13 protein-coding genes are annotated in these 10,642 nt (G+C 78.3%); 4 read left to right on the plus strand and 9 right to left on the minus strand.

What is annotated here, in order from left to right; all coding sequences use genetic code 11:
- Positions 1–24: 24 nt before the first annotated feature.
- From ACI79U_RS11595 to ssd, 4 genes are read right to left on the minus strand one after another with little or no spacing between them, the layout of a single operon-like run.
- Complete coding sequence (locus ACI79U_RS11595; RefSeq protein WP_457067489.1) at positions 25–786, minus strand: type II secretion system F family protein; 762 nt, start codon at positions 784–786, stop codon at positions 25–27.
- Entirely contained in the window at positions 783–1,583 is an 801-nt protein-coding gene (locus ACI79U_RS11600) for a type II secretion system F family protein (RefSeq protein ID WP_457067487.1), read from the minus strand. The genes ACI79U_RS11595 and ACI79U_RS11600 overlap by 4 nt, the downstream gene beginning before the upstream one ends.
- On the minus strand, positions 1,580–2,740 hold the full coding sequence (locus ACI79U_RS11605; protein ID WP_457067485.1) for a TadA family conjugal transfer-associated ATPase: 1,161 nt from the start codon (positions 2,738–2,740) through the stop codon (positions 1,580–1,582). The genes ACI79U_RS11600 and ACI79U_RS11605 overlap by 4 nt, the downstream gene beginning before the upstream one ends.
- Entirely contained in the window at positions 2,737–3,828 is a 1,092-nt protein-coding gene (ssd, locus tag ACI79U_RS11610) for a septum site-determining protein Ssd (RefSeq protein ID WP_457067483.1), read from the minus strand. Before ssd ends, ACI79U_RS11605 begins: the two co-directional genes overlap by 4 nt.
- A 125-nt stretch (positions 3,829–3,953) precedes the next feature.
- On the opposite strand from ssd, the gene ACI79U_RS11615 reads away from it, so the two are divergent.
- A complete protein-coding gene (locus tag ACI79U_RS11615; RefSeq protein WP_457067481.1) occupies positions 3,954–4,802 on the plus strand; it encodes an HAD family hydrolase in 849 nt (282 codons plus the stop codon).
- A 47-nt stretch (positions 4,803–4,849) separates the two neighbouring features.
- Here the strand turns inward: ACI79U_RS11615 and ACI79U_RS11620 are convergent, their stop codons facing one another.
- The 3 genes from ACI79U_RS11620 to ACI79U_RS11630 are packed head-to-tail and all read right to left on the minus strand — an operon-like array spanning position 4,850 to position 7,131.
- The gene (locus ACI79U_RS11620) at positions 4,850–5,839 is read right to left on the minus strand and encodes an aldo/keto reductase (RefSeq protein WP_457067478.1); all 990 of its coding nucleotides are present in this window, start codon (positions 5,837–5,839) and stop codon (positions 4,850–4,852) included.
- A gap of 52 nt (positions 5,840–5,891) precedes the next feature.
- The gene (locus tag ACI79U_RS11625) at positions 5,892–6,689 is read right to left on the minus strand and encodes an oxidoreductase (RefSeq protein WP_457067476.1); all 798 of its coding nucleotides are present in this window, start codon (positions 6,687–6,689) and stop codon (positions 5,892–5,894) included.
- 46 nt (positions 6,690–6,735) lie between these two features.
- The gene (locus ACI79U_RS11630) at positions 6,736–7,131 is read right to left on the minus strand and encodes a cupin domain-containing protein (protein WP_457067473.1); all 396 of its coding nucleotides are present in this window, start codon (positions 7,129–7,131) and stop codon (positions 6,736–6,738) included.
- A gap of 46 nt (positions 7,132–7,177) precedes the next feature.
- Here ACI79U_RS11630 and ACI79U_RS11635 point away from each other — a divergent pair, with 46 nt between their 5' ends.
- From ACI79U_RS11635 to ACI79U_RS11645, 3 genes are read left to right on the plus strand one after another with little or no spacing between them, the layout of a single operon-like run.
- Positions 7,178–7,768, plus strand: coding sequence for a histidine phosphatase family protein (locus ACI79U_RS11635; protein WP_457067471.1), 591 nt, complete (start codon positions 7,178–7,180; stop codon positions 7,766–7,768).
- Positions 7,765–8,337 carry a bifunctional adenosylcobinamide kinase/adenosylcobinamide-phosphate guanylyltransferase gene (cobU, locus tag ACI79U_RS11640; RefSeq protein ID WP_457067469.1) on the plus strand — a complete coding sequence of 191 codons (573 nt, stop codon included), beginning with the start codon at positions 7,765–7,767 and terminating at the stop codon, positions 8,335–8,337. Before ACI79U_RS11635 ends, cobU begins: the two co-directional genes overlap by 4 nt.
- Positions 8,334–9,107, plus strand: coding sequence for an adenosylcobinamide-GDP ribazoletransferase (locus tag ACI79U_RS11645; protein WP_457067467.1), 774 nt, complete (start codon positions 8,334–8,336; stop codon positions 9,105–9,107). Before cobU ends, ACI79U_RS11645 begins: the two co-directional genes overlap by 4 nt.
- Positions 9,108–9,110: 3 nt before the next feature.
- Here the strand turns inward: ACI79U_RS11645 and ACI79U_RS11650 are convergent, their stop codons facing one another.
- Together ACI79U_RS11650 and ACI79U_RS11655 are read right to left on the minus strand one after the other, a co-directional pair.
- Positions 9,111–9,395, minus strand: a complete 285-nt coding sequence (locus tag ACI79U_RS11650; RefSeq protein WP_457067465.1) for a MoaD/ThiS family protein — start codon at positions 9,393–9,395, stop codon at positions 9,111–9,113.
- Positions 9,392–10,471, minus strand: a complete 1,080-nt coding sequence (locus ACI79U_RS11655) for a WD40/YVTN/BNR-like repeat-containing protein (protein WP_457067463.1) — start codon at positions 10,469–10,471, stop codon at positions 9,392–9,394. The genes ACI79U_RS11650 and ACI79U_RS11655 overlap by 4 nt, the downstream gene beginning before the upstream one ends.
- Positions 10,472–10,642 lie beyond the last annotated feature (171 nt).

Here is a 10,642-nt window from a genome sequence, read left to right on the forward strand (position 1 = left end):
GGCGGAGCGGGGGCCGGTCGTGCCTCAGCCGAAGACGTCGGCGGCGATGCCCAGCACCAGGGGGACGACGCCGAGGCAGAGGAACGCGGGCAGGAAGCACAGCCCGAGCGGGGCGAGCACCCAGACCCCCGCCCGCCGGACGGCGGCGTCGACGCGCACCCGCTCGGCCGCACGCAGCTCCAGCGCCAACCGCGCCAGCGCCGGCACCACCGACGACCCGGACTCCCCGGCCCGCACCAGCACCCGGGCCAGCGCGTCGACCGGCGGCCCGACCCCCGCCCAGGCGCGCTGCGGCGCCGCGCCCAGCCGGTGCAGCGCCGCCACCTGCCCCAGCCGGTCGCCCAGCGGGCCGGGCACCGCGCCGGCGACCGCGGCCAGCGCCTCCCCCACCGGCGTCCCGGAGGCCAGGCAGACCGCGAGCAGGTCACAGGCCACCGGCAGGTCGGCGCGCACCTGGGCCGTACCGGCGCGCTCCGGTCCGTCGCCCGCGTGGCGCAGCGCCCGGTCCAGCACCACACCGGTGACCACCGCCGCGACCGCCCCCGGGAGCCCGCCGCCGAGCAGCGCGAAGACCGCCAGCGCTCCCCCGGCCGCCTCGATCCGACGCCGCGCCGGGCCCGGTGGGGCCCCTGCCCGGAGTCCGGACGCCCGGCGCAGCAGGCCGGGACCACCTGCCGGAGGCGACCCGGTCACCGCGCGGACCCGGGCCCGGCGGGCCGCGTCGGGCGGCACCCAGCACAGCAGCGCAGCCGCGAGCACCACCGCGGCCGGCGCGGCGCCGGTCACCCGCGCACGACCCGGCCGACCAGCCGGGCCGACCAGGCCAGCCCGGCCACCTCCAGCCCCACACCGAGCACGAGCAGCACGGTGCCCGGTGTGGTGGTGGTCAGCACCCGCCACGGGTCGGCCCCGACGCCCGCGCCCATGAGCAGCCCGAACACCGGCAGGCCCGCCAGCACGGTGGCGCTCGCCCGCGGCCCGGCGACGGCGGAGCGGAGCTCGGACGCGGTGCGCAGCCGCGCCCGCAGGTCGTCCTCCACCGCACCGACGACGGCGGCGAGCGAGCAGCCGGTGCGCCCGCTGAGCCGGACGGCGGCCGCCAGCCGGACCAGCGGCGGGCCCAGCGGGTCACCGGGCGCGAGGGACGGCGGTTCACCGAGCCGGAGCACCGGTGCCAGCACCCGCGCGGTCGCCGGGTCCGGGCAGCCGTCCGCCGCGGCGCCGGCGGCCTCGACCAGCGGGCGTCCGGAGCGGACCTCGGCGACCAGCACGCCCAGCGCCTCCGCCAGGGCCCGGGTGCGCCGCTCCTCCGCGCCCACCTCGGCCCGGCTGCGCACCACCCGCGCCGCGGCGGTCGCGCAGACCGCGGCCAGCAGCGCGACCACCGGGGTGGACAGCAGCAACCCGGCGATGCCCGCCGCCACGGCCGGGCCGGTCCGCAGGGCCCACCGGTGCGCCGTCGTCCCGGGGCGGGCCAGGCGCCACCCCCGGTTCCGCTGCGGTCCCAGCCGCTGCGCCGCACCGGCAGCCGCCGGCCAGGCCAGCAGCGCGGCCGCCAGGCACAGCAGCGCCGCCGCGGTCATCCGGGCACCCGGCAGTCGAGCAGCTCGGCCAGCTCCGTCCGTGCCGGGCACTCCCCGCCGTCGGCCCGCCAGCCGGGCACCACCTCGATCAGCTCGCCCCGGCGGCGGACGACGCCGAGCTCGTCGACCGACCGCCCGGCCGGCCCGCGGCGCAGGTGCACGACGAGCGCGAGCGCGGCGGCGGCCTGGCTGTGCACGGCCGCCCGGTCCAGCCCCGCGGTGCTGCCGAGCGCCTCCAGCCGGGCGGGCAGGTCGGCGGCCCGGTTGACGTGCACCGTGCCGCAGCCCCCGTCGTGGCCGGTGTTCAACGCGGCCAGCAGGTCGACCACCTCGGCGCCACGCACCTCACCGACCACCAGCCGGTCCGGGCGCATCCGCAGCGCCTGCCGGACCAGGTCGCGCAGGGTGACCGCGCCGGCGCCCTCCACGTTGGGCGGCCGGGTCAGCAGCCGCACCACGTGCGGGTGGCCGGGGGCGAGCTCGGGCGCGTCCTCGCACAGCACGATCCGCTCGGCCGGGTCGACCAGCCCGAGCAGCGCGGACAGCACGGTCGTCTTGCCGGTGCCGGTGCCGCCGGTCACCAGGAAGGCCGGTCGGCGGTGCACCGCCGCGCGCAGCAGGTCGGCGGCCGCGCCGGGGAAGGCGCCGCGGGCCCGCAGGTCGGCCCAGGACAGCGCCGCCCGCCGCAGCACCCGAAGGGACAGACAGGTGCCACCGGCGGCGACCGGGGCCAGCACCGCGTGCAGCCGGGTGCCGTCGGGCAGCCCGGCGTCGACCCAGGGTGCGGCGTCGTCCAGCCGCCGCCCGGCCGAGGCGGCAAGCCGGACGGCGAGCCGTCGCACGGCGGCCTCGTCGGGGAACCGGACGTCGGCCCGCTCCAGGCCACCGCCGCAGTCGACCCACACCTCCTCCGGCCCGTTGACCAGCACGTCGGTGACCCCCGGACGGCGCAGCAGCGGTTCGAGCACCCCCGCGCCGGCCAGCTCGTCGGTGGCCAGCCGCACGGCGTCCAGCACCGCACGGTCGCCGAGCAGGCCGCCGCTCTCCTCCCGGACCAGCGCGGCGACGGCGGCCGCGCCGGGAACGCCGGCCGCCGGGCCGCTGGCCAGCCGGGAGCGGACCCGGTCGATGAGCGGGGTGGTCGCGGCGGCGGTCATGCCGCCCGCCCCGGCAGCCTGCCGAGCAGCTGGCGGCTGACCAGGCCCAGCGGAGCGCGGGCGGCCACCGAGGGTGGCTCACCGCGTTCGCTGCGCACCACGGCGGCCCGGTCGACGGCCAGCTCGGCGAAGACCGACCGACCGGCCAGGCCGGCGATCTCCGCGCGGGTGAGCCCGCCGGGCACCGGCCGGCTCACCAGCAGCGCCGCGGACCAGGCGCCGGCCGGTGGCTCCAGCAGGGCGCGGGCGGCCGCCGCGGCCCGCAGCCGGGCGGGCACGACGAGCACGGCGAGGTCGGCCGCGGTGAGCAGCTGCTCGGCCGCCTCGGCGCGCGGGGGCAGGTCGACGACGACGCCCAGCCCGCTGTCCCGCGACCCGCAGGCCACCGCCAGGAGCGCGTCGGTGGGCACCGGCTGCGGCTGGTCGCGGGAGGCGGAGAGGACCGCCACGCCGTGCGCCGCGGGCAGGGCGGCCGCCAGGGCGGCGCCGGACACCCGGCCGCTGAGCCCGGACAGCTCCGGCCAGCGCAGGCCCGGCGCGTGCTCGGCGCCCAGCAGCAGGTCCAGCCCCGCCGCCCAGCCGTCACCGTCGACCAGCAGCACCTCACCGGCGCCGGCGGCCCGTGCGGCCACCGCCATCGCGGTCGCCAGCGTGCTGGCCCCGGCGCCACCGCAGGCGCCGCCGACGACGGCCAGCCAGCCCGGCCGGGCCGGGGCGCGGACCGCCGCCGCGGCCCGTTCCAGCAGCCACGCCTCGTCGCGGGGCAACACCACCACCCGCTCGGCACCCAGCTCCACCGCCGCGGCCCAGACCTCCGGCGCGGGCTCGGTGCCGGTGACCACCAGCAGCCCCGGTCGCCGGGGCAGCGCGCGGACCGGGGCGCTGCCGAGCAGGTCGGCCCCCACGAGCACCAGCGGGGCGTCGCGGGCGGCGCGGCGCAGCGCCGGCCCGCCGGTGGTCAGCTCCGCGGTGGCACCGGCGGCGGCGAGCACCCCCAGCAGGTCGTCGAGGAGCGCCTCGTCGGTGCTGGCGACGAGGGGGCGGCGGTCGGACGGGAGGGCGCTGGCGCGGCGCGGGGCAACGGGCACCGCACCAGCGCAGCGGCCGGGTGGCCCGGACGGAAGGCCGGCGGGCGAACTGTGGATGACCCCTCGGGGTGTGGACGGCGGTGCACCTGGACAGTGGGGCTGCCGATCCCCTTACCGTGTGGGATGTGACCCGCGCTGCGGCGTTCTTCGACCTGGACAAGACGGTCATCGCGAAGTCCAGCACCCTGGCCTTCGGACGACCGTTCTTCCAGGGTGGGCTGATCAACCGCCGGGCGGTCCTCAAGGGCGCCTACGCGCAGTTCGTCTTCTCCCTCGCCGGCGCCGACGCCGACCAGATGGAGCGGATGCGCAGCCAGATCACCGCGATGACCACCGGCTGGGACGTCGCGGTGGTGCACGACATCGTCCGCGAGACGCTGCACGAGATCGTCGACCCGCTGATCTACGCCGAGGCCGCCGACCTGATCGAGGCGCACCGGGCCGCCGGCCGGGAGATCGTCATCGTCTCCAGCAGCGGGGCGGAGATGGTCGGACCGATCGGCGAGATGCTCGGCGTCGACCGGGTGGTCGCCACCCGGATGGTCACCGTCGACGGGAAGTACACCGGCGAGATCGACTTCTACGCCTACGGCGAGAACAAGGCCGCCGCGATGCGCGAGGTGGCCGCCGAGAAGGGCTGGGACCTCGCCGACTGCTTCGCCTACAGCGACTCGGTCACCGACCTGCCGATGCTCGAGGCGGTCGGCCACCCCACGGCCGTCAACCCCGACCGGGGCCTGCGCCGGGCCGCCACCGAGCGCGGCTGGCCGGTGCTGGAGTTCACCCGCCCGGTGACGCTGCGCTCGCGTTTCGGTGGGCGGACGCCGGTGGTGACCAGCGCCGCCGTCGGTGCCGCCGTGGCCGGGTTGGCCTGGTACGCCCGCCGGCGGGCGCTGCGGGCGGTCTCTCCCGGGGACACCGCCGTGCCGGTGGTGCCCCCGCCGGAGGGTCGCGGCCGGCGCCGCGGCGCCTGACCTCCGGCGCATCCGGCCCCCACCCGGCCGCCGCCGCGGCCGCCTCCTCAGCCGCCCACGCGGCGGCGCACCTCGGCGACCTTCTCGCGCACCTGGTCCGCGACCGTGCGGCCGGTGGAGACCGGCTGGAAGTCGCGCGCCGCGGCGGTCAGCGCCTGCTGCTCCTCCGGCGTCAGCTCCAGCTCGGCGGCCGCCACGTTGGACTCCAGCTGCTCGACGCTGGACGCCCCCGGGATCACCACCACCTGCGGCAGGCTCAGCAGCCAGGCCAGTGCCACCTGGGCCGGCTTCGCCTGGTGCGCGGCGGCCACGTCGCGGAGCAGCTGGAGGAGCGGCTCGGCCCGGCGCAGGTTCTCTGTGCCGAAGAGCGGGTTCATCGCCCGGACGCCCCCGGGGCGGTTCTCGGCCGAGTACCTGCCGCCCAGCAGGCCCTGGGCGAGCGGGCTGTAGGCGATGACCACCCGGTTCTCGCGCTCGGCGAAGGGCACCAGGTCGGCCAGCGGCCCGGCGTGCGCCAGGGAGAACTGCACCTGGTTGCTCACCACCGGGCTGCCCAGCGCGCGGTCGGCCGCCTGCCAGCGCGCCAGTGGGTAGTTGGAGACCCCGACGGCACCGATCACGCCCTCCTCGCGGAGGGCGCGCATGCCCGGCATGATCACCGAGTCCGGGACCAGCGGGTTGGCCTGGTGGATCTGGTAGAGCGGGATCCGGTCGAGCTGCAGCCGGCGGGCGCTCCCGGCCGCGCGGTTGCGGACGACCGCCGGGAACGGCGCCACGGGGAAGACCTTGCTGGCGACGACCACCTCGGCCCGGTCGGCGCCCAGGGCCTCGGCGAGGATCTTCTCGCTCCGCCCGAAGCCGTAGACCTCGGCGGTGTCGAACAGCGTGACGCCCAGCTCCCGCGCCCGCCGGACGATGTCGCGCGCCGCCCCCACGGCGTACTCGTCGCCGTAGCCCCACTCCCGGGAGCCGAACTGCCAGGTGCCCAGTCCGACCCGGCTGACCTGTCCGAGACCGTCGACCTCGAGGAAGCGCATCCGCCCAGTCTGGTCGAGCCGCCACCGCGGTGCAGGACGGCGGCCGCCGGGGTCAGCCGCGGAGCAGGCTCTCGCAGATCGCCAGGCCCTCGGTGGCGCCGTGCTCGGTGGCCCGGCAGCAGTGCACGAGCCAGCCGGCCACCCCCGCCGGGCCGCCGGACCGGTAGCCCGCCAGCGCGGCGTCGTAGGCCGCCCGGCCCAGCTCGGCGAACCCGACCTCGGGCACCGAGACCGCCTTCGGGTCCAGGCCCCGGGTGATGCCGACCAGCCGGGCGGCGGCGCGGGCGACCACGCCGTCCTGCACCCCGAACGGCGCCAGCGCGGCGAGCTCCCCGTGCACCACCCCGGCCACCACCACGGCCGGCACGGTCGTCGCGCCGGTGATGATCGAGAAGAGCCCGCCCAGCCGCGGACCGGCCGCACCGCCGGGTCGGCCCAGGTCGGCCGGCTCGGCGAGGTCGGTGGCGGCCAGCACGTGCAGCCGGGCGAGCACCTGGCCCGGCGCGCGCTCCCAGGTCTCCACCATCGACCCCAGCCCCACCGACACCCGCAGCGAGCCCTGCACGACCGGGTCGCTCACCTCCCCGGCGCGGAGCGCGGGCAGCGGGACGTCGACGCCCTCCAGCGCCGCCGATGCCCGGGCCCCGCGCAACGCCGACTCCGCACTGACCCCGGCGGACTCCCGGCGGAGCACCTTGTGGCCGAGCAACCGGTCCACCGCGGCCCGCGCCTGCTCCGCGGCGGCGGCCACGCCGGGCAGCTCGAGCAGCGGTGCCAGCGGATCGGGGCCGGTCGGGCGGGCGGCGGGTGCCGGGGCTCGGCCGGCGCCGGGGCGGAGCGGGATCGTCACGCCGACGACGGTACGAGTCGCCCCCGGCCGGTGGTCGCCGGGCGGGTCAGAGCGGGCGGCCCGCCGTGCGGTCGACGTGGTCGGGGACGACGACGCTCTCGTCGTCCCCCGTGGTGACCGTGCCGGTGGGCTCGAACATCAGGATCGACCCGCCGGGCGAGGACGGCTTGTGCTCGGTGCCCCGCGGCACCACGTAGGTGTCCCCGCGGCTCAGCTGCACGGTCACCTCCGAACCGTCGGGCTGCCGGACGGCGACGTCGAAGCGGCCGTCGAGGACGAGGAAGAACTCGTCGGTGTCCTCGTGGGTGTGCCAGACGTGCTCGCCGAGGGTGTGTGCGATCCGCACGTCGTAGTCGTTGACCCGGGCGACGATGCGTGGGCTGTACACGTCGTCGAATTCGGCGAGGGCGTCGGTGACGTTGACTGGTTCCGGGGCGGTCATGCCGGCCAGTGTGCGCCGCCGGGCCCCGCCTAGGCTCTCCCCCACGATGGCCGGTCCCCTCACCCTCCTCCTCGTCCGGCACGGCCAGAGCGAGTGGAACGCCGCCGGCCTGATGCAGGGCCAGACCGCGCACGTGCCGCTCACCGAGCTGGGGCACCGCCAGGCGGCCACGGCCGCCGCGGAGCTGGCCGCGCTGACCGCCGCCGGCACCGGACCGGGCGCCCTGCTCTCCAGCGACCTGCGGCGCGCGGTGCAGACCGCCGAGCACTGCGCCGCGGCCACCGGGCTGCCGGTCGCCACCACGCCCGAGCTGCGCGAGCAGGGCTACGGCGTGCTGGAGGGCCGTCCCTCGCGCGAGCTGTGGGACGTCGTCGACTGGACCGACGTGCACTGGGCCGCCGAGGGCGGGGAGAGCCTGGCGCAGTTGCACGCCCGGGTCGCCGGCCTCGTCGCCCGGCTGCTCGCCGACCCGCCGGCGGAGGTGGTCGCGCTCGTCACCCACGGCGACACGATCCGGGCCGCGCAGGCCGTCGCGGCCGGGCTGGGCCCCGCGGAGCTGCCCGTGGTCACCCCGCTCAACGGCACGGTCACCCGGCTCGAGCTGACCGGCGCGGGCACCGTGCTGGAGCTGCCATGAGCAGGGTGCTGGTGCTGGGCGGCTCCCGCTCGGGCAAGTCGGCCTACGCCGAACAACTGCTCGAGGGCCGGCACGACGTCACCTACCTGGCCACCAGCCAGGTCACCGACGGCGACGCCGAGTGGGCCCACCGGGTCGCCGCGCACCGGGCCCGCCGGCCGGTGGGCTGGACGACGCTGGAGACGACGATGCCCTCCGAGCTGGTCCGCGGTGGGGCGGTGCTGGTCGACAGCATCACCACCTGGGTGGCCGCGCTGATGGACGAGACCGGGGTCTGGGACACCGCCGACAACGGCGCGGAGACCGGGGGCGCGCACGCCGCCGACCGGCGCCGGGCCGAGGCGGCGCTGACCCGGTTGGCCGCCCGCTGCGACGCCCTGGTCACCAACTGGGTGATGACGCCGGCGCACGTCGTCGCGGTCAGCGACGAGGTCGGCCTGGGCGTGGTACCCGAGACCCGCTCCGGGCGGCTCTTCCGGGACACCCTGGGCACGGTCAACCAGCGGCTGGCCGCGACCGCGGACGAGGTGTGGTTCGTCGTGGCAGGGCTGCCGCAGCGACTGCGATGAGCCGCCGCTGGTGGTCCGGGCCGGTCGAGGCGTTCTCGCTGCTGTCCGCGGTGCGCATGCCGGCGGTCGGGTCGGTGCGGGGAGCGCTGCCGTGGGCGCCGCTGGTCGGGCTGGTGCTGGGGGCGGTGGCCACCGCGGTCGCCTGGGCCGCGGGCCGCGCGGCGGGCCCGCTGGTGGGCGCGGTGCTGGGGATCGCCGTCCTCGCCGTGGGCACCCGCGGGCTGCACCTGGACGGGCTCGCCGACACCGCCGACGGGCTGGGCCCGCTGCGCGGGCGGGAGCGGGCGCTGCAGGTGATGCGCTCGGGGGACGTCGGCCCGTTCGGCGTCGCCACGCTGGTGCTCACCCTGCTGCTGCAGGTGGCGTGCCTGGCCCACCTGCTCACCCTGGACGGCGGCTGGCTCGGACTGCCCGCGGCCACGGTCGCCGCCCGGCTGGCGATGGCCCGCACCGGGCTGGCGGGGGTGCCGATCGCCGAAGGGTCCTCGCTGGGCCGGGCGGTGGCCGGCACCGTGTCCCGCGGCTGGCTGGCGGCGAGCGCGCTGCTCACCGTCGCGGCCGTCGTCGGCGCCGCCCTCCTGGTCGGCGCCGACGGCGCCACCGCTGCGCTGGCGCTCGTGGCCGCGCTCGCGGTGGGCCTGGGCGCCTCCGAGGGGCTGTTCGCCCGGGCCGGCACCCGGCTGGGCGGGGTCAACGGCGACGTGATGGGCGCGATGGGCGAGGTCACCGCCGCGGTCACCCTGCTGACCGCGGCACTCCTGCTGGGCTGACCCTCAGCCGCCGGCGACGGACTGCACGACCATCACCTCGGCGCCGGCCGGAACGACCGTCGCCAGCCCCCGCAGCCGGCGCACCTCGTCGCCGTCGACGTAGACGTTCACGTACCGGCGCAGCGCCCCGGTCTCGTCGCGCACCCGCCGGTCGAACACCGGGTGCTCGGCGGCCAGCGCATCGAGCACCGCGCCCACGGTCGCCCCGACGGGCAGGTCGAGCGCCACCGCGGACCGGCCGCCCGTGCAGTCGGCCAGCAGCCGCGGCAGCAGCACCTGCACGGTCACGGCAGCACCGCCGCGCGCACGCAGAGGACGTCGGGCAGGTGCCCGGCGACCTGGGTGAACGACTCCCCCGCGTCCGCGCTGGCGTACACCTCCCCGCCCCGGGTGCCCACGTAGACGCCCACCGGGTCACCGGCGTCGACGCAGGCGGCGTCCCGCAGCACCGCGTTGAACTCGTGCGTGGGCAGCCCGGCATCCAGCCGCTGCCAGCTCTCCCCCGCGTCGTCGCTGCGGTGGACGGCCAACTCGCCGTCCGGCGGGATCCGCTGCCCGTCGGCGACCAGCGGCACCACCCAGATCCGCCCGCCCCGGCGCGGGTCGGCGAGCATCACGAACCCGAAGTCCGAGGGCAGCCCGTCGGCGATCGACGTCCACGAGTCGCCGTCGTCGTCGGAACGGTGCACGCCGTGGTGGTTCTGCGCGTACAGCCGCCGCGGATCGGCGGCGTCCCGGGCGATCTTGTGCACGCACTGGCCGAACTCCGGCGCCGGCCCGGGCATGAAGTACGCGGAGATGCCGGAGTTGCGCGGCTGCCACGAGGCCCCGCCGTCCCGCGTCCGGTAGACGCCGCCGGTGCTCATCGCCACGTGCACCGTGCCCTCGGGCCCGGGGACGACGGAGTGCGCCGCCGCGCCGCCGTAGCCGGCGCCCCACTCGGCACGGTGCGGGTGGTCCCAGAGCCCGCGGCACAGCACGAAGGACTCCCCGCCGTCGTCCGAGCGCCACACCGAGATCGGCTCGCACCCGGCCCAGACCACCCCGGGCCGGTCGGCGGAGTCCGGCTGCAGCTGCCAGATCCGCTCGACGGCGGCCCCGGTGTCCGCCGGGAAGCCGATCGCGCCGCCGGCCGGTTCGTCCCAGGTCCGGCCCAGGTCGTCGGAGTGCAGCACCGTGGGCCCGAAGTGCTCGGACCGGACGCCGACCATCAGCCGGGTGCGCCCGGCGCGGGTGTCGATGCCGATGCTCGGCACCTCGGTCATCAGGAAGTGCGGTGCGGACAGCGACCAGCTGCGCCGGTCCTCACTCGTCGCGAGCCAGAGCCCCTTGCGCGTGCCGATCGCCAGCAGAGTCGTCGCCATGCAGCAGTAGACCGCCGGACGCCGACGGACTCATCGCTCCCCGGCGCCGGGGGGGGGGGGGGGGGGGGGGGGGGGGGGGGGGGGGGGGGGGGGGGGGGGGGGGGGGGGGGGGGGGGGGGGGGGGGGGGGGGGGGGGGGGGGGGGGGGGGGGGGGGGGGGGGGGGGGGGGGG

The organism is Modestobacter sp. SYSU DS0904 (assembly GCF_054051115.1).

Bases quoted from the DNA above. Each gene is read 5' to 3' on its own strand.
- ACI79U_RS11645 (WP_457067467.1), top strand. From the start codon at position 8,334: ATGAGCCGCCGCTGGTGGTCCGGGCCGGTCGAGGCGTTCTCGCTGCTG.
- ACI79U_RS11630 (WP_457067473.1), bottom strand. From the start codon at position 7,131: ATGACCGCCCCGGAACCAGTCAACGTCACCGACGCCCTCGCCGAATTC.
- ACI79U_RS11600 (WP_457067487.1), bottom strand. From the start codon at position 1,583: ATGACCGCGGCGGCGCTGCTGTGCCTGGCGGCCGCGCTGCTGGCCTGG.
- ACI79U_RS11655 (WP_457067463.1), bottom strand. From the start codon at position 10,471: ATGGCGACGACTCTGCTGGCGATCGGCACGCGCAAGGGGCTCTGGCTC.
- ACI79U_RS11620 (WP_457067478.1), bottom strand. From the start codon at position 5,839: ATGCGCTTCCTCGAGGTCGACGGTCTCGGACAGGTCAGCCGGGTCGGA.
- cobU (WP_457067469.1), top strand. From the start codon at position 7,765: ATGAGCAGGGTGCTGGTGCTGGGCGGCTCCCGCTCGGGCAAGTCGGCC.
- ACI79U_RS11605 (WP_457067485.1), bottom strand. From the start codon at position 2,740: ATGACCGCCGCCGCGACCACCCCGCTCATCGACCGGGTCCGCTCCCGG.
- ACI79U_RS11635 (WP_457067471.1), top strand. From the start codon at position 7,178: ATGGCCGGTCCCCTCACCCTCCTCCTCGTCCGGCACGGCCAGAGCGAG.